Origin of the sequence: Streptomyces sp. NBC_01750 (assembly GCF_035918095.1) — a bacterium.
In the GTDB taxonomy this organism is placed as follows: domain Bacteria; phylum Actinomycetota; class Actinomycetes; order Streptomycetales; family Streptomycetaceae; genus Streptomyces.
The window spans coordinates 5,392,325-5,412,108 of record NZ_CP109137.1; the positions used below are offsets into that span (position 1 = coordinate 5,392,325).

A 19,784-nucleotide genomic window follows, 5' to 3' on the forward strand; every position below is an offset into this window, starting at 1 on the left:
TCAGTCAGATGTCGAGAATGCTGCTGCGCGGCGTGGGCGGTGCGGTGCCCTCGGAGAGCTCGCGCGCCTCGCGCTCCACGTCCACCTGGCTCTGGGCCTTGCGCATCCGCCGGAGGTTTTCCAGCTCCTGCTGGCTGAAGCCGTCCCGGCCGGCCCGCATCGCCTCTTCAAGAACGACGAGGATCTCCCGGATCCGTACGGCGTCCTCGGCCGCGCCCCTGTGCAGGGCGCGATAGCCCTTGGCCGCCTCGCCCTTCCAGCCCGCCTCGATGCGGTCGACGATCGCGTCCATCCGGCGCACCTGGCTGTCCAGGTGGCGCTGCATATCGTCCAGGTCCCCGGCGAGCCGGGTCAGGTCGTCGTCCGATACGTCGAGATCGGCGTGATCCACCATGCTTCCCCCTTGTCCCCCTGTCGCGCGCCCCGTGAAATCCTAACAACGAGCGCTGACAGCATGGCGGTTGCAAAGCCTGGCACCGGATGTGACCCCTGTTACGCGGGCCGCCCGATCAGCATCGTCGGCGCCCCCGCCACCCTCGTCAGAAACACGGTCGCCGCGTTCGGCCCCTTGGGCTTCACCTTGCGGCGCAGTTCCTCCGGCTCGATCGCCGAGCCGCGCTTCTTCACCGTCAGGTTGCCGACCTCGCGCTCCCGCAGCAGCGCCTTCAACTTCTTCAGGCCGAAGGGAAGTTCATCGGTGATCTCGTACGCCGTCGCGTAGGGCGTCTGGCGCAGCTCGTCCGCCGTGATGTACGCGATCGTTTCATCGAGCAGTCCGCCGTCCAGTTCCTCCGCGACCTCGGCGACCAGATGCGCGCGGATGACCGCGCCGTCGGGCTCGTACAGGAAACGGCCGACCTCGCGGACCCCGGGGTCCGGCAGGCCCCTGCCGGTCAGCGAGCGCGGGCCCGGCAGCAGCGTCGCACCGACCGTGCCCGGCCGTGTGCCGAACCAGAGCACCGCCTCCTTCACATCGCCGCCGTCCGAGATCCACTCCGCCTCGGCGTCGTCCGGGACCGCCTCGTGCGGGATGCCGGGTGCGGTCTTGAGGGCGGCGTGCGGACGGGTGCGGGCCGCGCCGATGGCCCAGGAGAGGGGCGGGGAGTACGCCTCCGGGTCGAAGATCCTGCCCCGGCCGCCCCGCCGGGCGGGGTCCACGAACACCGCGTCGTAGGCACCCGTGTCGATCTCCGTGACGTCCGCGCAGCGGACCTCGATCAGCTCGGCCAGGCCCAGCGCCTCCGCGTTCGCACGCGCGACCTCTGCCGTCTGCGGGTCGCGGTCCACCGCCAGGACCGAGATACCGGCCCGGGCCAGGGCGATCGCGTCGCCGCCGATCCCGCTGCAGAGGTCCGCCACGCTCCGTACGCCCAGCGCCGCGAAGCGCCCGGCACGGTACGCCGCGACCGAGGAGCGGGTCGCCTGCTCGACGCCGTTCGGGGTGAAGAACATCCGCTGTGCGTCCGCCGCGCCGAACTTCGCCACCGCACGCTGCCGCAGCCGCGCCTGCGTGAGCGCCGCCGTGACCAGCCCGACCGGGTGCTCGCGGCGCAGCCGGGAGGCGACCGCCAGTTCCTGGGCCGGGTCGTAGTCCCGCAGAGCGGCGAGCAGCGCCTGGCCCTCGTCGGTGAGCAGGGTCGAGAAGGGAACGAGATCGGTCACCCGGCCCATTGTGGGCCAGGTGGGGGATGGTGCGCCCGCGGTGGGCGGTGTCGGGCCGTTGCCAGGGCTTCGCGCTGACAGGATGCGGCGCCATGCAGCCTGTAAGACAAAAAGGAAAAATGACATCAATTCAGGGCCGCGCGGTCCTGGCCGTGCTCCTGGTCGCCGCCCTCGGCTCCGCCTGTGCGGCTGAGTCCTCCGGCGGTTCCGGCGCTCCGCGTGGTTCCGGCGGCGCCAAAGCGGCTCAGCGGCAGCGGCACGGCCCGGCCGGGGCGCTCTCCGCGTACGCGGAGAAGGTGAAGCGCGCCCAGGCCGCCCGAGCCGTTGCCGCCAAGAAGTGGGGCCTGGCGAAGGTCCCGCTCGCCGCGCCCCAGCCCCCCGCCGTCAAGCCGGAGATCACCACCCGCGAGGGCTTCGAGGTCGAGGACGGCGAGTCTCTGCCGCCCGTGTTCACCACCGTGCCCGTCAAGGAGAAGGTCGTCTTCCTGACGATCGACGACGGCTGGGAGAAGGACCCCGCACTGCTGCGGATGATGACCGAGCTCCGCATCCCGTACAGCGCGTTCCTCAGCGACTACCTGATCAGCAACAACTACGGCTATTTCAAGCAGATGCAGGAACGCGGGGTCTCGCTGCAGAACCACACCCTCAACCACCTCTATCTGCCCGGCCTTTCGTACGCCGAGCAGAAGCGGGAGATCTGCAACCAGCAGAGCAAGATCGAGGACCGGTTCGGGAAGCGGCCCCCGCTCTTCCGGCCGCCGTACGGCAGTTACAACCGGGACACGCTGCGCGTGGCCAAGTCGTGCGGCGTCAAGGCCGTGCCGCTGTGGGCCGCCGAGGCGTTCCCCGACCACATGGAGTGGCGCGAGGCGGACCAGGATCTGCACCCCGGCGACATCATTCTCACGCACTTCCGTGGCCTGGAGGAGTGGGACAGCACCATGCCCGAATTGATTCGGTCGGTCATGAAGACGATCACCGACAGGGGTTACGCCGTGGCAAAGCTGGAGGACTACGTATGAGACGCGCGCACCGGCTGCTGGCCGGAGTGCTGGCGGCCGGTGCGCTTCTCGCCTCGGGGTGCGCGCAGTCGGTGGACCCGATCGAGCGCCTCGGGCGCAAGGCCGCGCAGCAGGTCCCCTCCGGCCCGGGCGTGCCGGGCTCCGCGCACAAGCGGTGGGGGCTGCCCGCGCCGCTCGTGGCCGCGCCGAAGCCGCCCGCGCGCAGGCCGAAGATGCCGTACGTGGTGGACCGGGTGCCCACCCGCGAGAAGGTCGTCTTCCTCACCTTCGACCACGGCGCGGAGCGAGATCCGGAGTTCGCGCGGATGGTCGGCGACCTGAAGTTGCCCATCAGCACGTTCCGTACGGGGGACGGGACCGATCTGCGCACGCTCTCGTACGAGGGTCAGCGCGACGAGATCTGCCGCCGGCGGGAGCGGCTGCTCCGTCCGCCGCGCGGCGCGTACAACGCCGACACACTTCGCGCGGCCGCCCACTGCGGGGTCCGTGCCGTGGTGCTGGGACGGGCGTACGTGGAGGGTGAACGACTGCGGCCCGGCGCCATCGTGCTCGCGCGCACCGGGACGACGGGGCGGATGCTGCGCCATATCCAGGCGCAGGGGTACGCGGTGGCGCGTCTGGAGGACTACGTGTGAGGGCCGGGTCCGCGCTGCTGCCGTGGGTGCGGAACCGAGAGCGCCCGTACCGCGTTCTCCGTATCGGACCGGCACCGGCTTTCCGGCACCGGCTTTCCGACACCGCCCCGCCGGATTGGCACTCCGCTTGACCGAGTGCTAACCGCAGTCATAGTCTCAGGTCTGGCACTCCCCACTGGAGAGTGCCAACACAGCGACGGGCAGGTCCGGCACCCGCGACGACGGATCCACCTGGTCGCCACCCCAGACAGTTAACCCCGTGAGATCTCCGAAGGGGGAGGTCGGATCGTGACGACCGCCAGCTCCAAGGTTGCCATCAAGCCGCTCGAGGACCGCATTGTGGTCCAGCCGCTCGACGCCGAGCAGACCACGGCCTCTGGCCTGGTCATCCCGGACACCGCGAAGGAGAAGCCCCAGGAGGGCGTCGTCCTCGCCGTGGGCCCGGGTCGCTTCGAGAACGGCGAGCGACTTCCGCTCGACGTCAAGACCGGCGACGTCGTGCTGTACAGCAAGTACGGCGGCACCGAGGTGAAGTACAACGGCGAGGAGTACCTCGTCCTCTCGGCTCGCGACGTGCTCGCGATCGTCGAGAAGTAATTCACCCGAAGTTTTTAATCTGCGCCCCTGGCCCCCGCGACATTTGTAGCCGGGAGCCCGGGGCGCAGTTCGTTTGAGAGGACAGTGAAGCTCCCATGGCGAAGATCCTGAAGTTCGACGAGGACGCCCGTCGCGCCCTCGAGCGCGGCGTCAACAAGCTTGCCGACACGGTCAAGGTGACGATCGGCCCCCGCGGCCGCAACGTCGTCATCGACAAGAAGTTCGGCGCCCCCACCATCACCAACGACGGTGTCACGATCGCCCGAGAGGTCGAGCTCGACGACCCGTACGAGAACCTCGGTGCCCAGCTGGTGAAGGAGGTGGCGACCAAGACCAACGACATCGCGGGCGACGGCACCACCACCGCCACCGTGCTGGCCCAGGCGCTGGTCCGCGAGGGCCTGCGCAACGTCGCCGCGGGTGCTTCCCCGGCCGCCCTGAAGAAGGGCATCGACGCCGCGGTCAAGGCCGTGTGCGACGAGCTCCTCGCGACCGCCCGCCCGATCGAGGACAAGGCCGACATCGCCGCCGTGGCCGCGCTCTCCGCGCAGGACCAGCAGGTCGGCGGGCTCATCGCCGAGGCGATGGACAAGGTCGGCAAGGACGGTGTCATCACCGTCGAGGAGTCCAACACCTTCGGTCTGGAGCTGGACTTCACCGAGGGCATGGCCTTCGACAAGGGCTACCTGTCCCCGTACATGGTGACCGACCAGGAGCGTATGGAGGCCGTCCTTGACGACCCGTACATCCTGATCCACCAGGGCAAGATCTCCTCGATCCAGGACATGCTGCCGCTGCTGGAGAAGATCATCCAGGCGGGTGCCTCCAAGCCGCTGCTGATCATCGCCGAGGACGTCGAGGGCGAGGCGCTCTCCACCCTGGTCGTGAACAAGATCCGCGGCACCTTCAACGCGGTGGCCGTCAAGGCCCCCGGTTTCGGCGACCGTCGCAAGGCGATGCTCGGCGACATCGCCGCCCTCACCGGCGGAACGGTCATCGCCGAGGAGGTCGGCCTCAAGCTCGACCAGGCCGATCTGGACGTGCTGGGCACCGCCCGCCGCGTGACCGTCACCAAGGACGACACCACCATCGTCGACGGTGGCGGCAAGCACGAGGACGTCGTCGGCCGCATCAACCAGATCAAGGCCGAGATCGAGTCCACGGACTCCGACTGGGACCGCGAGAAGCTCCAGGAGCGCCTCGCGAAGCTGGCCGGCGGCGTGTGTGTGATCAAGGTCGGCGCCGCCACCGAGGTGGAGCTGAAGGAGAAGAAGCACCGTCTGGAGGACGCCATCTCCGCGACCCGCGCCGCGGTCGAGGAGGGCATCGTCTCCGGTGGTGGCTCCGCTCTCGTCCACGCCGCCAAGGTGCTCGATGGCAACCTCGGCAAGGAGGGCGACGAGGCCACCGGTGTCGCGGTCGTCCGCCGCGCCGTCGTCGAGCCGCTGCGCTGGATCGCCGAGAACGCCGGTCTTGAGGGCTACGTCATCACCTCCAAGGTCGCCGAGCTCGAGGCCGGCCAGGGCTTCAACGCCGCGACCGGTGAGTACGGAGACCTGGTGAAGGCCGGCGTCATCGACCCGGTCAAGGTCACCCGCTCCGCGCTGGAGAACGCCGCGTCCATCGCCTCCCTGCTGCTCACGACCGAGACCCTGGTCGTCGAGAAGCCGGCGGAGGAGGAGGCCGAGGCGGGTCACGGCCACGGTCACAGCCACTGACGCCGTACGACACATGTGAAGGCCCTCGTCCCCGCCGCTCGGCGGTGGGAACGAGGGCCTTCGGCGTTGGGCCGGGTGTTGCCGGGGCCCCGGCAACACCGGTGCCGGCTAGCCCAGCGCGCCGAGCTGCCGCATCAGGCGCATGATGTCGAAGTGCCACCAGCCTTCGTGGATCTTCCCGTCCTCGAAGTGGAAGATCGTGGTGCCGGTCATGGTGCACTGCTTGCCCGTGGGGGCGATGCCCATGAAGTCGCCCTTGTGGGTGCCGGTCCAGGTCCACAGCGTTACGACGTCGTCCCCCTCGGTCACCTGCCTGTCCAGGTTGAAGGTGAAGTCGAAGGCGTCGCGCCAGCCGCTGACATCGCTGCGGAGGATCTGCGACCCGATGAGGGTTTCCTCTTCCTTGAGGATGTCGTGGTCCCGGTAGTCGGACGCGAACAGCTCGTCGATGGCGTCGAGATTGCCTCCGACGGCGATCTCGTGGAAGAAGCGGCGGGCGGCCGCCGCGTTCAGCTGTTCGTCACGGACCACATCGAGGTCGGTGAACGACGGCATCCCGTCACACAGCGCCACCATCTCCTGGAAGATCCGGTCGGTCTCCGGCAGATGGGAGTTCTTCATCGCGTCTTCGTACGACTGGAATTCGACGATCTCGACGTAGTGGGAGTCGTCGGCGCGGTCTTTGCCTGTGAGGGTGTGAGTGGCGGTCCGCTTGCCCTGGGTCTGGTCGACCCACTTGTCCATGAGCTGGTTCATGGTGTCGTACTGCTCGGTCTTGTAGTCGACTATCTGTACGAATTTCATGGCGCCTCCCGGAAATGGGTGGGATGCGTCCAGTTTAGTGAGAATTGCGCCTAATGATGAGTTAAGCGGAATGTTTCAGTGCTCCTGGATGGACCGGGTCCGCGAAAGGCAGCCCGGCCGCGAACCGCTCCACCTCGTCCAGCGCCCGGTCGGCCATCCGGTGCAGCTCGCGGCCGAGCGAGCCTGCGATGTGCGGGGTGAGCAGGACGTTCGGCAGGTCGTACAAGGGCGAGTCGGCAGACGGGACTTCAGGGTCCGTCACATCCAGTACGGCATCGAGGCGTCCGGAGATGAGCTCGCCGAGCAGGGCCCGCTCGTCGACCAGCGAACCGCGCGCGGTGTTGACCAGAGTGGCGCCGTCGGGCATCAGTGCCAGCTGCCGGGCGCCGATCATATGGCGAGTGGCCGGGATCTGCGGAGCATGGACCGTGACGACGTCGCTGTCGGCGCAGAGCACGTCCAGCGGCACGGTCTCGACGCCGAGGCGGGCGGCCTCGGCCGACTCCACGTGCGGGTCGTACAGCAGAACCCGCAGGTCGATCGGGCGCAGGAGCTCGATCACCCGGCGGCCGATCCGTGACGCGCCGACGATCCCGACCGTACGGCCGTAGTTGCCCGCGCCGTCGAGCTCCTGGTGCCAGTCGTGGTGGGTGCGCAGCGCGCGGTAGCGGCGCCGGGTGCGCAGAACGCGCTTGTTGGCGAAGAGGATCGCGGCGAGCGTGTACTCGGCGACGGGCAGGGCGTTGACCGCGGCGACCGAGGTCACCGCGATGCCGCGCTCCCAGCAGGCCTCGGTGATGTGGTGCTTGACGGAGCCTGCGGCGTGGACGACTGCGCGCAGCCGCGGGGCCGCGTCGAGGACCTCGGCGGTGAGCGGGGTCGTGCCCCAGCACGTCAGCAGTACGTCGGCCGTGGCGAGCGCGTCCGCGACGGGTGGCGAAGGCGCGGTCAGATCGTGGGCGACCAGGTGCGGGTCGGTGCGGGCGAGCGCGGTGAGACGGTCGCGGTGGCGGTCGTCGAGCAGGCGCTCGGCGATGCCGGGGCCCATGGCCAGGAGGAGGGACGGGCGGCTGCCGGAGCCTTCCTCCGGGTTCTCACCAGGGTTCTCCGCCGGGCGCCCGCCCGGGTTCTTGCCGCGGTTCTCTCCGTGGTTTCCGCCGGAGCGATGGTCAGTGGCGTCGTCCATGGTGGAACTCGAGCTCCTCATAGATCTCTTGAGGTCGCACCCCGAAGGGTTTCACGAGTGCGGGGGAGTACGGCCCCGTAGATGTTGACGCTGAACGCGGCATCCAGGAGGGACCCTGCCCCCGTCCACACCCTGGCCGAGATCTCTGCCGCGCCCCCGGCCGTGCTTGTCCGCCGGCCGGATCGTTCCCGCAACGCGCCTACTGCGGGCCGTACTTCCGGCCTGTCCTGGACGTGATCCCGCCGAGCAACCCGCGCGGCGCCAGCTTCACCGCACCCATCAGTGCCTTGTAGCGCGGGTCCGGGATCGAGAGCGACTTCCCGCGGGCCAGGTCCGCCAGGGCTGTGGAGACCACCTTGTCCGCGTCCAGCCACATCCACCCAGGGATGTTGTCCGTCCCCATCCCGGCCCGCTCGTGGAACTCCGTCCGCACGAATCCGGGACACAACGCCATCAGGCGTACGCCCGAACCCGCCAGATCCCGCGCGGCGCCCTGCGTGAACTGCACGACCCATGCCTTCGAAGCGCCGTACGTCCCGCGCGGCACGAACGCGGCCACCGACGCCACATTCACCACCCCGCCCCGGCCGCGCTCCCGCATCGACTCCGCCGCCGCAGCCGTCAGCCGCAGCACTGCCTCGCAGTGCACCTTCAGCATCGTCAGTTCGTCGGCCATGGACACCTCGAGGAAGCGTCCCTTGTTGCCGAACCCGGCATTGTTGACCAGCAGGTCCACCGGGTTCTTCCGGTCGGCGAGCCGCTTCTCGACCGCGGCGATCCCGGCATCCTGCGACAGGTCGGCGGTCAGCACCTCCGCCTCGATGCCGTGCCGGTCGTGCAACTCGGTGGCCTGCTCGTGCAGCCGCTTGGTGTCGCGGGCCACCAGCACCAGGTTGTGTCCCTCGGCCGCGAGCCGTCGGGCGAACGCGGCCCCGATCCCCGCGGTCGCTCCCGTAATCAGTGCAGTCGTCATAGGCGGCACGTTAGTGCCCCCGTGTGGGAACGCGGGGGAGGCCCCTTGCCAGCCGGAATTCCGTGCCTGCCCAGGGGCCTTGTCCGAGGTTTTCCCTACCCGCCGTGCTTGGCGACGTATGCGCGGGCGTCCTTCAGCAGCTCGGGGTGGAGCGCCTCGCCGGCCGCGAGCACCCGGGGCAGCAGCTCCCGCTCGGTGGTGTCGGCCCGGAACGAGAGCTCGACCGTCACCTCGTGATCCGGCCTGTGCACGATCTCGATCGCGTCGCCCGCGCGGATCTCGCCGGGCTCGACGACCCGCAGATACGCGCCGGGCGCGCCGTGCCGCATGAAGCGCTTGACCCAGCCCTTCTCACCCAGCCAGCTCGCGAACGTACGACACGGAGTGCGGCCGCTTGTCACCTCCAGCACCACCTCGTCGCCTATCCGCCAGCGCTCACCGATCTTCGCCCCGGTCACATCGAGCCCGCTCGTCGTGAGGTTCTCCCCGAAGGAGCCGTTGGCTATCGACCGCCCCAACTCCCGCTCCCAGAAGTCCAGATCTTCGCGCGCGAACGCGTACACGGCCTGGTGGGTCCCGCCGTGGTGCCGAAGATCGCAGACCGTGTCCCCGACGACGCCGCCGGCCCCTTGTCCCTTGGGGCCCGGCTCCATCACCCGGACGGCCCCCTCGGCCGGCCGCTTGTCGATGCCGGTCGTGCCGCCCGCGGAGTCGGTGTACTCGACGGTCTTCGGCCGTCCCACATTCACGGTCAGAAGCTTCATGGACGCCACGCTAAACCCCCTGCCTCAAACGAACCATCCAATTTATAGCCTTCCCTCCAAGGGTCCCTTATATTCGAAGAGTGATCGAAGCCCGTCATCTCCGTGTCCTGCGCGCCGTTGCCGCCACCGGCTCATTCTCGGCGGCCGCGCGCACGCTGGGCTGCACACAGCCCGCCGTCAGCCAGCAGATGAAGGCGCTCGAGACGTCCGCGGGAACCCCGCTGCTGATCCGTACAGGTCGCGAGATGCGGCTCACCCAGGCGGGTGAGGCGCTCGTGCGGCACGCCTCGGGAATCCTCGCCGGCCTCACCGCCGCCGAGGAGGAGATCGCCGCCATCGCCGGTCTGCGGGCGGGCCGTGTCCGGCTGGTCTCGTTCTCCAGTGGCAGCTCCACGCTTGTGCCGACCGCGCTCGCCGCCCTGCGCGCGGCCCACCCGGGCACCCGCGTCTCTCTCGTCGAAGCCGAGCCGCCCCGCTCGGTGGAGATGCTGCGGGAGGGCGACTGCGATGTGGCGCTCGCCTTCCGTTATGGCGGGACGGACACGGAGTGGGACGACCTGACCGCCCGGCCGCTGCTCACCGACCGCCTCGTGGGCCTCGTCCCCGAGGGGCACCGCCTCGCCGGATCGGACTCCGTCGCCATCGGCGATCTGGCCGGCGAGCCCTGGATCGCGGGCTGCCCGCGCTGCCGCCGCCAGCTCGTCGAGGTCTGCGAGGAGGCGGGCTTCACCCCGCGTATCGACTTCGCCACCGACGACTACCCGGCGGTGATCGGCCTGGTCGCCGCCGGTCTGGGTGTCGCGGTCCTGCCCGAGCTGGCGATGGAGTCGGTTCGGCCCAAGGCCGCGCGCACCGTGACTGTGGAGCCCGCGGTCCAGCGAGAGATCGTCGCGCTCACGCTCCCGGACCTGGCGCAGGTCCCGGCGGTCGCCGCCATGCTCGACCAGCTGACTCTGGCCGCGTCACGACGGCCCTGACCGACCCCTGCTCACGAAGGGCGGGGGGTCGCTGCGGGAACGTTTCTTCGAACTTTTCGTACCGACGGGGTCAGCCTCGCGGTACGCCTCCCACGCTGGTCGCCGGGATCAGTCGATGCCGTGCGCGCCCCATCAGCTCCTCGCGCTCGTCCTCGGTCAGTCCGCCCCACACGCCGTACGGCTCCCGCACCGCCAGCGCGTGCGCCGCGCACTCCGCGCGGACCGGGCATCTCATGCAGACCTCTTTCGCCGAGTTCTCGCGCGCACTCCGTGCAGCACCACGCTCACCCTCGGGGTGGAAGAAGAGAGAGCTGTCCACCCCACGGCAGGCTGCGAGGAGCTGCCAGTCCCACAAATCGGCGTTGGGTCCGGGAAGGCGGGAGAAATCTGCCATAGCGCTTGTCCCCTTGAAACCGTGCTGAGTGGATACAGGACAGGTCGGATCAGAACGCGATACGAGTCGGATCCGGCACTCGTACCGTGACCACGACCGTACATCTACGGTGTTAGTAGATGTAAATATGACTCATTGCGAATCTAGCCACAGACACCAGGAAAAGGGAAGAAAAGGCGCTAAATGGGGCATAGCTTGCCGATGAAAGGACGGATGACCTGCAGTGCTCTCCTCTGCGCACGGCCCCTCACGTAGAGTGCCGAAGGCGGCTGTCCGACCCGTAACTCTTTCGAGTGACCGTCGTTGAGAGTGCGGAGGCGGTTGAAACAACAAGCGCTCGGGCACATGTCCGAGAGCGTTCAACCGCACAGGTGACGAAACGTACTCAGCCTGGAGGCTCAAGGTGACGCGCATCAGCTGCGGAGGGCGGCCATGACATCCGTCCTCGTCTGCGACGACTCCCCGCTTGCCCGAGAGGCGCTCCGCCGCGCGGTTGCGACCGTGCCCGGCGTCGAGCGCGTGACGACCGCGGCCAACGGCGAGGAAGTCCTCCGCCGCTGGGGCGCCGACCGCTCGGACCTGATTCTGATGGACGTACGCATGCCCGGACTGGGCGGCGTCGAGACGGTCCGACGGTTGCTCTCCGCCGATCCCGGCGCCCGGATCATCATGCTGACCGTCGCCGAGGACCTGGACGGCGTCGCGCTCGCGGTCGCCGCCGGTGCTCGCGGCTATCTGCACAAGGACGCCTCGCGCGCCGAGTTGCGCGCGACGGTCACCCAGGCGCTCGCCGACCCGACCTGGCGGCTGGCGCCGCGCCGGTTGCGTTCGGCGGAAATGGGCGCGGCGCCGACGCTCACCGCGCGTGAGATCCAGGTGCTCGAAGGAATGAGCCACGGGCGGTCGAACGCCGAGATCGGCCGCGAGCTCTTCCTCTCCGAGGACACGGTGAAGACGCATGCCAGGCGGCTTTTCAAGAAGCTGGGAGCCTCGGACCGGGCGCACGCCGTCGCGCTCGGATTCCGCTGGGGCCTGGTCCGCTAGGCCCACGCGAGTGGTCGCCACGGGGGTACGACGGATCCCGCCCGCCACTCGGTGGGCGGGACGGCGGACGGGCGTCGGCATCCGTTTCCCGCGCGATGCCGCATCCTTGAGGTGTGGAGTTCCTCGGGGACAAGTCGGTCGAGCGGGAGGGGAGGGCGCAGGAGATGAGTTCCGGCGCACCTGCTCATAACGCTTCGGTGCACAACATTGGACACAGTGCCACGGAATCTCAGCCGTCAAGGCACCATGGACCGATGCGCGACGACGAGACCACGGTGATCGGTGCACTCGTTCACCGTGCCGTCGATGGCGACGAGCAGGCTACGCACGACCTCCTCGCGCATGTCCATCCGCTGGCGCTGCGCTTCTGCCGCGCGCGGCTGAGCCGACTGCCGGGCGACGCGCGTCACTTCGTGGAGGACCTTGCGCAGGAGGTCTGTGTCGCGGTGCTGATGGCGCTGCCGCGGTACAAGGACACCGGGCGGCCCTTCGAGGCTTTCGTCTTCGCCATCGCGTCCCACAAAGTCGCCGATCTGCAACGGGCGGCCATGCGGCATCCGGGATCGACGGCCGTGCCGTCCAATGAGATGCCGGAGCGTCCGGACGACTCGCTCGGTCCCGAGGAGCGCGCGCTGCTCAGTGACGATGCCGAGTGGGCCAAGAGGCTGCTCGCCAATCTGCCGGAGAACCAGCGGGAGCTGCTGGTTCTGCGGGTCGCTGTGGGGCTGACCGCCGAGGAGACCGGGCAGATGCTGGGAATGTCACCCGGCGCAGTGCGCGTCGCACAGCACCGCGCGCTCAGCCGGCTGCGCGCCCTGGCCGAGCAGTAGGCCGAGTGCTGGACCGACCGGTTGGCCGGGCACTGAACCGAGCAGCACGTCTCGTACGTATGAATATACAAAGCTGCTCGCTGATCTTGATGGTGGAATGAGACCGCTGCTGAGCCCGTTAGCATGGACATCCGCACCGATCAAGGCCATTTGGGGAAGGTGTCATGACCAACGTCGACGGAGTGCCCGATAAATTCGCGACACTCGGGCTGACCTACGACGATGTGCTGCTGCTGCCGGGCTCCTCTGACATGGCGCCCGACCAGATCGACACCTCCTCGTACATCTCGAAGAACGTACGGGTGAAGATCCCGCTGCTGTCCGCGGCGATGGACAAGGTCACCGAGGCCCGGATGGCCATCGCCATGGCCCGGCAGGGCGGCGCCGGTGTGCTGCACCGCAATCTCTCCATCGCTGACCAGGCCAACCAGGTCGACCTGGTCAAGCGCTCCGAGTCCGGCATGGTCAGCGACCCGATCACGGTGAATCCGGACGCGACGCTCGGCGAGGCCGACCAGCTGTGCGCCAAGTTCCGTATCAGCGGTGTCCCGGTGACCGACCGCGCGGGCAAGCTGCTCGGCATCGTCACCAACCGCGACATGGCATTCGAGTCGGACCGTACGCGCCAGGTGCGCGAGGTCATGACTCCGATGCCGCTGGTCACGGGCAAGGTCGGGATCTCCGGTGTGGACGCCATGGAGCTGCTGCGCCGGCACAAGATCGAGAAGCTTCCGCTGGTCGACGAGTCCGGTGTGCTCAAGGGCCTGATCACGGTCAAGGACTTCGTCAAGGCCGAGAAGTACCCGAATGCCGCGAAGGACAAGGACGGTCGGCTGCTCGTCGGTGCGGCCGTCGGTGTCGCGGGTGACGCGTACGAGCGGGCCCAGGCCCTGATCGAGGCGGGCGTCGACTTCATCGTCGTCGACACCGCGCACGGCCACTCCCGGCTGGTCGGAGACATGGTCGCCAAGATCAAGTCGAATGCGGCCGGTGTCGATGTCATCGGCGGCAACATCGCCACCCGCGACGGCGCGCAGGCGCTGATCGACGCCGGTGTGGACGGCATCAAGGTCGGTGTCGGACCGGGCTCCATCTGTACGACACGTGTGGTCGCCGGTATCGGCGTACCGCAGGTCACCGCGATCTACGAAGCCTCCCTCGCCGCCAGGGCGGCCGGCGTCCCGGTCATCGGCGACGGCGGTCTGCAGTACTCCGGCGACATCGCCAAGGCGCTGGTCGCGGGCGCGGACACGGTGATGCTCGGCTCGCTGCTCGCCGGCTGCGAGGAGTCGCCGGGTGAGCTGCTCTTCATCAATGGCAAGCAGTTCAAGTCGTACCGAGGCATGGGTTCGCTGGGCGCGATGCAGACCCGTGGCGAGCAGCGTTCCTTCTCGAAGGACCGTTACTTCCAGGAGGGCGTGGCCTCCGACGAGAAGCTGGTGCCCGAGGGCATCGAAGGCCAGGTGCCCTACCGCGGTCCGCTCTCGGCGGTCGTGCACCAGCTGACAGGCGGTCTGCGGCAGTCGATGTTCTACGTCGGCGGGCGCACGGTGCCGGAGCTGCAGGACCGCGGCCGGTTCGTACGGATCACGTCGGCGGGGCTCAAGGAGAGCCACCCGCACGACATCCAGATGACGGTCGAGGCGCCGAACTACACCAGGCGATGACAGCCGTGTGCTGAACGCATGCGGTGAGGGGCGGCCCCGGGGTTCCGGGGCCGCCCCTCCCGTGTGGTCGGGGATACTGGAAGCGCAGACGTAGAAGGAGAGGCCACACATCGTGACTGAGATCGAGATCGGGCGCGGAAAGCGCGGCCGCCGGGCGTACGCGTTCGATGACATCGCCGTCGTACCGAGCCGGCGTACGCGGGACCCGAAGGAGGTCTCGATCGCCTGGCAGATCGACGCCTACCGCTTCGAGCTGCCGTTCCTGGCCGCTCCGATGGACTCGGTGGTCTCCCCGCAGACCGCGATCCGCATCGGTGAGCTGGGCGGTCTGGGTGTGCTCAACCTCGAGGGCCTGTGGACCCGGTACGAGGACCCGCAGCCGCTGCTCGACGAGATCGCGCAGCTCGACGAGGGCGCCGCGACCCGTCGCCTGCAGGAGATCTACGCGGCTCCGATCAAGGAGGAGCTGATCGGGCAGCGGATCAAGGAGGTGCGCGACTCGGGTGTGGTGACCGCCGCCGCGCTCTCGCCGCAGCGCACCGCGCAGTTCTCGAAGGCCGTGGTGGACGCGGGCGTCGACATCTTCGTCATCCGCGGTACGACGGTCTCCGCCGAGCATGTCTCGGGCGCCGCCGAGCCGCTGAACCTGAAGCAGTTCATCTACGAGCTCGATGTGCCGGTCATCGTGGGCGGCTGCGCCACCTACACGGCCGCGCTGCACCTGATGCGTACGGGCGCCGCGGGCGTCCTGGTCGGCTTCGGCGGCGGCGCCGCGCACACCACGCGCAACGTTCTGGGCATCCAGGTTCCGATGGCGACCGCTGTCGCCGATGTGGCCGCGGCGCGCCGCGACTACATGGACGAGTCCGGCGGCCGGTACGTCCATGTCATCGCGGACGGCGGCGTGGGCTGGTCCGGGGATCTGCCGAAGGCGATCGCCTGTGGCGCGGACTCGGTGATGATCGGCTCCCCGCTGGCCCGTGCGACGGACGCGCCGGGCAAGGGCCACCACTGGGGCATGGAGGCAGCCCACGAGGACGTGCCGCGCGGCAAGCTCGTGGACCTGGGCATCGTGGGCACCACCGAGGAGGTCCTCACCGGTCCCTCGCACAGCCCCGACGGCTCGATGAACTTCTTCGGCGCGCTGCGCCGGGCGATGGCGACGACGGGCTACAGCGAACTCAAGGAGTTCCAGCGCGTCGAGGTGACGGTGGCGGACTCGCAGCACCGCCGCTGACGCTGACGATTGCACGGTCTGCCCGGGCCGCACGCACGGGTCGTACAGTCCGAGCGGCTCGTACGGGTCTGAGCGGCTCGTACGGGTCTGAGCGGCTCGTACGGGTCTGAGCGGCTCGTACGGGTCTGTACGCAGGAGGGCCCCGCACCTGGTGGTGCGGGGCCCCTTCGCTTGCGTGGATCAGCCGTGGGCCTTCTTGGCACCGGCGAACGCGGCGGCCGCGCCGACGGCGAGGAAGACGTACGACATGAAGTCCGCCGCTTCCTTCCACACCTTCGTCAGGTCGCCGAAGTGGCCGAAGAAGTACTCCGTGAAGGAGAGGTCGCCCAGCTTCGTGAAGATGACCGCGATGGCGACCAGCTGGCCCAGGTACACGGCACCGAGCGCGAGCACCGCGCCGATGACGGGCAGGGCCGGGTTGCGGCCGCCGACCTTGGCGGCGGCGAAGCCGACGAGGAAGCCGACACCGATGGCCGCGTAGCCGATCTCGCGTTCGATGGCGCCGCCGATCGCGCCGTACGCGCCCGCGGCGACCAGGGCGGCGACGACGGCGGCCACCAGGCCGAGGCCGATGTTGTCGCGGACCGGGGCCGGCGGCGGAGCCGGGGCGTACGGAGCGCCTTCACCGGCGAACGGGTTGCCGGACGGCGGTGGAACAGGCTGGCTCATGTGGAAATCCCCCCAGGGACGAATGCGTCGCACGACCGTGCGAGCGGAGGTCCCGGAGACTAGCAGTCCGGTCCGACACCGCGGCATTCAGTTATGGAGCCGTTGTGAGACTCAGAGGCGGTGCGCTGCGCCGACCGGGGTGGCTCCCCTTGTGTCCAGCAGGAGCTGTGCCTTGACCGCGAGGCCCTGGAGGTCGTACGTGCGGTGGTGCTGGAGAAGCACCGTCAGATCCGCGCTGGCGGCGGCCTCGTAGAGCGAGTCGGCGCGGGGCACCGGCTGATCGCTGACGCGCCAGTCGGGGATGTACGGATCGTGGTAGCTGACGGCCGCGCCGAGGTCCAGCAGACGGCGGGCGACCTCGGCCGCCGGGGAGCTCTCGAGGTCGGGGAGGTCCGGCTTATAGGTGATGCCCATGAGCAGCACGCGCGCGCCGCGGGCCGATTTGCCGTGTTCGTTGAGGAGGGTGGCGCAGCGCTGGATGACGTACTGCGGCATCCGGGTGTTGATCTCCTGGGCGAGGCCGACCATCCGCAGGGGGTGGCCGGGGGTACGGCCGGTTTGCGGGAGGCAGTTGGGGTCGAGGGGGACGCCGTGGCCGCCGACGCCGGGGCCGGGACGGAAGGCCTGGAAGCCGAACGGCTTGGTCTCGGCGCAGCGGATGACATCCCACAGGTCGACGCCGAGATCGTGGCAGAGCACCGCCATCTCGTTGACCAGGGCGATGTTGACATGCCGGAAGTTCGTCTCGAGGACCTTGACGGTCTCGGCCTCCCGCGGTCCGCGGGCGCGGACCACCTTGTCGGTGAGCCGGCCGTAGAAGGCGGCGGCCGATTCGGTGCAGGCCGGGGTGAGACCGCCGATGACCTTGGGGGTGTTGGCGTAGCCGTGCGTGCGACTGCCCGGGTCGACGCGGCTGGGGGAGTAGGCGAGGTGGAAGTCGCGGCCGGCCCGCAGCCCGGAGCCTTCCTCGAGGATGGGGCGGAGGAAGTTCTCCGTGGTGCCGGGCTGGACGGCCGATTCCAGCAGCACGGTGGTGTGCGGGCGCAGCCGGGACGACAGCGCCCGGGCGGCTTCGGCGACCGCTGTGAGGTCGAGGGTGCCGTCCGCGCCGAGAGGCGTGGGGGCGCAGATGACGGCGGTGCGTACGCGGCCGAGCTCGCCCGGGTCGGTGACGGTCCGGAAACCCCCCGAGAGCATCCGGCGGATGTCGGCAGGGGTGCGTCCCGCGGCCGGTTCTGTGAGGTGGCGTGGGTCGGTGTCGTAGCCGATGGTCTCGATGCCGACGGCCACGGCGGCCTGGGCGAGGGGCAGGCCGAGGTGGCCGAGTCCGATGACGGCGAGATCTGCGGGCATGGCGTTGGCGTCCTTCCCGTAGCCGGAGGGGACAGAGAGCGCAAGCCCTGTGGGCAGAACGAGCGTGCGCAATGTCAGACTAGGCATAAATATGACTGATATGTCGCATTGCGAGCTTGTGACTGTCCGAGTGTTATCCACAGCCGGTGGCTGAAGTCGACCAGGGCGGACAGAATCGACCTTGTTAGCCCGACCGCAGGGGACTCACGGGGGCGACGGGAGGCAACAGTGAGGACAGCGACACTGGGACCCGCGGAGCGCGCGGAGGCGCTCGCCGGGATGGCCGAGCGTGAACTGGACGTGCTGGTAGTGGGCGCGGGCGTGGTCGGAGCCGGGACCGCGCTGGACGCCGCGACGCGCGGGCTCTCGACCGGTCTGGTCGAGGCGCGTGACTGGGCATCGGGCACGTCGAGCCGATCGAGCAAACTGATCCACGGCGGGCTGCGCTATCTGGAGATGCTGGACTTCGCGCTCGTACGGGAGGCACTGAAGGAGCGCGGGCTGCTGCTGGAGCGGCTGGCGCCGCATCTGGTGAAGCCGGTGCCGTTCCTGTATCCGCTGCAGCACAAGGGCTGGGAGCGGCTGTACGCCGGATCGGGCGTCGCGCTGTACGACGCGATGTCCGTGTCGTCGGGGCACGGGCGCGGACTGCCTGTCCACCGTCATCTCTCCCGGCGGCACGCACTGCAGGTCGCGCCCTGTCTCAAGAAGGACGCCCTGGTCGGGGCCTTGCAGTACTACGACGCCCAGATGGACGACGCACGCTATGTGGCGACGCTGGTGCGTACGGCGGCGAGCTATGGCGCCCAAGTCGCCAGCCGGGCCCGCGTGATCGGCTTCCTGCGGGAGGGCGAGCGGGTCGTCGGGGCGCGGGTGCAGGACGTGGAGGCCGGCGGGGAGTACGAGGTCCGGGCCAAACAGGTTGTCAACGCCACGGGTGTGTGGACGGACGACACCCAGGCGCTGATCGGGGAGCGCGGGCAGTTCCATGTGCGCGCGTCCAAGGGCATCCATCTGGTGGTACCCAAGGACCGGATCCACTCGACGACCGGGCTGATCCTGCGGACCGAGAAATCGGTGCTGTTCGTCATCCCGTGGGGCCGGCACTGGATCGTGGGGACGACGGACACCGACTGGGACCTCGACAAGGCCCATCCCGCGGCATCCAGCGCGGACATCGACTATCTGCTGGAGCACGTCAACTCGGTGCTGGCAGTGCCGCTGACCCGGGACGACGTCGAGGGCGTGTACGCCGGTCTGCGGCCGCTGCTCGCCGGGGAGTCGGACGCGACCAGCAAACTGTCGCGCGAGCACACGGTCGCTCATCCGGTGCCGGGTCTTGTGGTCGTCGCGGGCGGCAAATACACGACGTACCGTGTGATGGCGAAGGACGCGGTGGACGAGGCCGTGCACGCGCTCGACCAGCGAGTGGCCGCATGCGTCACGGAGGACGTGCCACTGGTCGGCGCCGAAGGGTACGGCGCGCTGTGGAACGCGCGGGCGAGGATCGCGGCGCGGAGCGGACTCCATGTGGTGCGCGTGGAGCATCTGTTGAACCGGTACGGCTCGATGATCGAGGAGCTGCTGGCGCTGATCGCCGACGATCCGGCCCTCGGTGAGCCGCTGGGCAGTGCGGATGACTATCTGCGGGCCGAGATCGTCTATGCCGCATCGCACGAAGGGGCGCGGCACCTCGACGACGTGCTGACGCGGCGGACCCGGATATCGATCGAGACCTTCGACCGGGGGACACGGAGTGCACGCGAGTGCGCGGAGCTGATGGCACCGGTGCTCGGTTGGGACAACGAGCAGATCCAGAAAGAGGTGGAGCACTACGAGAAGCGGGTGGAGGCCGAGCGTGAATCGCAGCGGCAGCCGGACGACCTGACGGCGGACGCGGCGCGGCTGGGGGCGCCGGACATCGTGCCGATCTGACCTCTGGGCCCTGTCCGGCACCGGCTCCACATTTCCGGCTCTGAACCGGCGGAAACCGGCCTCGGGGGAGGCCGGTCCGGGGCGGCGAGTGGAGCGGAGGAGTGCAATCCGCTTGGCTGGGCAGGGCTACGACCAGCCAAGCGGTGAGCTTCACACCGAGTAGTGGCATTGTGGGTGGTCCCATGCTTCCGGACCCGTCCCGACGGACGTCGGACCCGGGAGATACGCCGGTCCTGGAGTAGGGGACAATGGGGGCTCTGCCAGGGCGGGTTACCGCATCGCGCGGGAAGCGGCAGGCGCGGGCGAAGATCAGG

General features: G+C 69.2%; 19 protein-coding genes. 10 read left to right on the top strand and 9 right to left on the bottom strand.

Features of this window, described 5'->3' with window-relative positions; genetic code table 11:
• Window positions 1-4 precede the first annotated feature (4 nt).
• A complete protein-coding gene (locus tag OG966_RS24585) occupies window positions 5-394 on the bottom strand; it encodes a WXG100 family type VII secretion target (RefSeq protein ID WP_326651993.1) in 390 nt (129 codons plus the stop codon).
• Window positions 395-492: 98 nt separating this feature from the next.
• Complete coding sequence (locus tag OG966_RS24590; protein WP_326651994.1) at window positions 493-1,671, bottom strand: THUMP-like domain-containing protein; 1,179 nt, start codon at window positions 1,669-1,671, stop codon at window positions 493-495.
• An 83-nt stretch (window positions 1,672-1,754) separates the two neighbouring features.
• On the opposite strand from OG966_RS24590, the gene OG966_RS24595 reads away from it, so the two are divergent.
• The 4 genes from OG966_RS24595 (at window position 1,755) to groL (ending at window position 5,637) form a co-directional block, all read left to right on the top strand.
• The gene (locus OG966_RS24595; RefSeq protein WP_326651995.1) at window positions 1,755-2,687 is read left to right on the top strand and encodes a polysaccharide deacetylase family protein; all 933 of its coding nucleotides are present in this window, start codon (window positions 1,755-1,757) and stop codon (window positions 2,685-2,687) included.
• On the top strand, window positions 2,684-3,322 hold the full coding sequence (locus tag OG966_RS24600) for a polysaccharide deacetylase family protein (RefSeq protein ID WP_326651996.1): 639 nt from the start codon (window positions 2,684-2,686) through the stop codon (window positions 3,320-3,322). Before OG966_RS24595 ends, OG966_RS24600 begins: the two co-directional genes overlap by 4 nt.
• A gap of 288 nt (window positions 3,323-3,610) precedes the next feature.
• On the top strand, window positions 3,611-3,919 hold the full coding sequence (gene groES / locus OG966_RS24605; RefSeq protein WP_266486653.1) for a co-chaperone GroES: 309 nt from the start codon (window positions 3,611-3,613) through the stop codon (window positions 3,917-3,919).
• A 95-nt stretch (window positions 3,920-4,014) separates the two neighbouring features.
• A complete protein-coding gene (gene groL, locus OG966_RS24610; protein ID WP_326651997.1) occupies window positions 4,015-5,637 on the top strand; it encodes a chaperonin GroEL in 1,623 nt (540 codons plus the stop codon).
• 108 nt (window positions 5,638-5,745) lie between these two features.
• Here groL and OG966_RS24615 read toward each other — a convergent pair whose 3' ends face one another.
• The 4 genes from OG966_RS24615 to OG966_RS24630 all read right to left on the bottom strand — a co-directional run bounded on the left by OG966_RS24615 (window position 5,746) and on the right by OG966_RS24630 (window position 9,364).
• Window positions 5,746-6,441, bottom strand: coding sequence for an ester cyclase (locus OG966_RS24615; RefSeq protein ID WP_326651998.1), 696 nt, complete (start codon window positions 6,439-6,441; stop codon window positions 5,746-5,748).
• A 61-nt stretch (window positions 6,442-6,502) separates the two neighbouring features.
• A complete protein-coding gene (locus OG966_RS24620; RefSeq protein ID WP_326655347.1) occupies window positions 6,503-7,489 on the bottom strand; it encodes a hydroxyacid dehydrogenase in 987 nt (328 codons plus the stop codon).
• A gap of 337 nt (window positions 7,490-7,826) precedes the next feature.
• Window positions 7,827-8,600, bottom strand: a complete 774-nt coding sequence (locus OG966_RS24625) for an SDR family NAD(P)-dependent oxidoreductase (protein WP_326651999.1) — start codon at window positions 8,598-8,600, stop codon at window positions 7,827-7,829.
• A gap of 95 nt (window positions 8,601-8,695) precedes the next feature.
• Window positions 8,696-9,364: an MOSC domain-containing protein gene (locus OG966_RS24630; protein ID WP_326652000.1), complete on the bottom strand. Its 669-nt coding sequence runs from the start codon at window positions 9,362-9,364 to the stop codon at window positions 8,696-8,698.
• 80 nt (window positions 9,365-9,444) lie between these two features.
• On the opposite strand from OG966_RS24630, the gene OG966_RS24635 reads away from it, so the two are divergent.
• Complete coding sequence (locus OG966_RS24635) at window positions 9,445-10,341, top strand: LysR family transcriptional regulator (RefSeq protein ID WP_326652001.1); 897 nt, start codon at window positions 9,445-9,447, stop codon at window positions 10,339-10,341.
• 70 nt (window positions 10,342-10,411) lie between these two features.
• On the opposite strand, the gene OG966_RS24640 is transcribed toward OG966_RS24635, so the two are convergent.
• On the bottom strand, window positions 10,412-10,735 hold the full coding sequence (locus OG966_RS24640; RefSeq protein WP_326652002.1) for a WhiB family transcriptional regulator: 324 nt from the start codon (window positions 10,733-10,735) through the stop codon (window positions 10,412-10,414).
• A gap of 432 nt (window positions 10,736-11,167) precedes the next feature.
• Here OG966_RS24640 and OG966_RS24645 point away from each other — a divergent pair, with 432 nt between their 5' ends.
• From OG966_RS24645 to OG966_RS24660, 4 genes are all read left to right on the top strand, one after another.
• Window positions 11,168-11,779, top strand: coding sequence for a response regulator transcription factor (locus OG966_RS24645; protein WP_003948568.1), 612 nt, complete (start codon window positions 11,168-11,170; stop codon window positions 11,777-11,779).
• 254 nt (window positions 11,780-12,033) lie between these two features.
• Window positions 12,034-12,609: a sigma-70 family RNA polymerase sigma factor gene (locus OG966_RS24650; protein ID WP_326652003.1), complete on the top strand. Its 576-nt coding sequence runs from the start codon at window positions 12,034-12,036 to the stop codon at window positions 12,607-12,609.
• Between the two features lie 164 nt (window positions 12,610-12,773).
• Complete coding sequence (gene guaB / locus OG966_RS24655) at window positions 12,774-14,276, top strand: IMP dehydrogenase (protein WP_326652004.1); 1,503 nt, start codon at window positions 12,774-12,776, stop codon at window positions 14,274-14,276.
• Between the two features lie 112 nt (window positions 14,277-14,388).
• On the top strand, window positions 14,389-15,513 hold the full coding sequence (locus OG966_RS24660; RefSeq protein ID WP_326652005.1) for a GuaB3 family IMP dehydrogenase-related protein: 1,125 nt from the start codon (window positions 14,389-14,391) through the stop codon (window positions 15,511-15,513).
• 180 nt (window positions 15,514-15,693) lie between these two features.
• Here the strand turns inward: OG966_RS24660 and OG966_RS24665 are convergent, their stop codons facing one another.
• A complete protein-coding gene (locus tag OG966_RS24665; RefSeq protein WP_326652006.1) occupies window positions 15,694-16,182 on the bottom strand; it encodes a hypothetical protein in 489 nt (162 codons plus the stop codon).
• Window positions 16,183-16,293: 111 nt separating this feature from the next.
• Window positions 16,294-17,535, bottom strand: coding sequence for a nucleotide sugar dehydrogenase (locus OG966_RS24670; protein ID WP_326655348.1), 1,242 nt, complete (start codon window positions 17,533-17,535; stop codon window positions 16,294-16,296).
• A 228-nt stretch (window positions 17,536-17,763) separates the two neighbouring features.
• On the opposite strand from OG966_RS24670, the gene OG966_RS24675 reads away from it, so the two are divergent.
• A complete protein-coding gene (locus OG966_RS24675) occupies window positions 17,764-19,470 on the top strand; it encodes a glycerol-3-phosphate dehydrogenase/oxidase (RefSeq protein ID WP_326652007.1) in 1,707 nt (568 codons plus the stop codon).
• Window positions 19,471-19,784: the final 314 nt, after the last annotated feature.

What these genes read in the sequence shown, in the direction of transcription:
- OG966_RS24645 (WP_003948568.1), top strand. Translation starts at nt 11,168, where the DNA reads ATGACATCCGTCCTCGTCTGCGACGACTCCCCGCTTGCCCGAGAGGCG.
- OG966_RS24640 (WP_326652002.1), bottom strand. Translation starts at nt 10,735, where the DNA reads ATGGCAGATTTCTCCCGCCTTCCCGGACCCAACGCCGATTTGTGGGAC.
- OG966_RS24600 (WP_326651996.1), top strand. Translation starts at nt 2,684, where the DNA reads ATGAGACGCGCGCACCGGCTGCTGGCCGGAGTGCTGGCGGCCGGTGCG.
- OG966_RS24595 (WP_326651995.1), top strand. Translation starts at nt 1,755, where the DNA reads ATGCAGCCTGTAAGACAAAAAGGAAAAATGACATCAATTCAGGGCCGC.
- groL (WP_326651997.1), top strand. Translation starts at nt 4,015, where the DNA reads ATGGCGAAGATCCTGAAGTTCGACGAGGACGCCCGTCGCGCCCTCGAG.
- OG966_RS24585 (WP_326651993.1), bottom strand. Translation starts at nt 394, where the DNA reads ATGGTGGATCACGCCGATCTCGACGTATCGGACGACGACCTGACCCGG.
- OG966_RS24620 (WP_326655347.1), bottom strand. Translation starts at nt 7,489, where the DNA reads ATGGGCCCCGGCATCGCCGAGCGCCTGCTCGACGACCGCCACCGCGAC.
- OG966_RS24650 (WP_326652003.1), top strand. Translation starts at nt 12,034, where the DNA reads ATGCGCGACGACGAGACCACGGTGATCGGTGCACTCGTTCACCGTGCC.
- OG966_RS24670 (WP_326655348.1), bottom strand. Translation starts at nt 17,535, where the DNA reads ATGCCCGCAGATCTCGCCGTCATCGGACTCGGCCACCTCGGCCTGCCC.
- OG966_RS24590 (WP_326651994.1), bottom strand. Translation starts at nt 1,671, where the DNA reads ATGGGCCGGGTGACCGATCTCGTTCCCTTCTCGACCCTGCTCACCGAC.
- OG966_RS24630 (WP_326652000.1), bottom strand. Translation starts at nt 9,364, where the DNA reads ATGAAGCTTCTGACCGTGAATGTGGGACGGCCGAAGACCGTCGAGTAC.
- guaB (WP_326652004.1), top strand. Translation starts at nt 12,774, where the DNA reads ATGACCAACGTCGACGGAGTGCCCGATAAATTCGCGACACTCGGGCTG.
- OG966_RS24665 (WP_326652006.1), bottom strand. Translation starts at nt 16,182, where the DNA reads ATGAGCCAGCCTGTTCCACCGCCGTCCGGCAACCCGTTCGCCGGTGAA.
- OG966_RS24625 (WP_326651999.1), bottom strand. Translation starts at nt 8,600, where the DNA reads ATGACGACTGCACTGATTACGGGAGCGACCGCGGGGATCGGGGCCGCG.
- OG966_RS24615 (WP_326651998.1), bottom strand. Translation starts at nt 6,441, where the DNA reads ATGAAATTCGTACAGATAGTCGACTACAAGACCGAGCAGTACGACACC.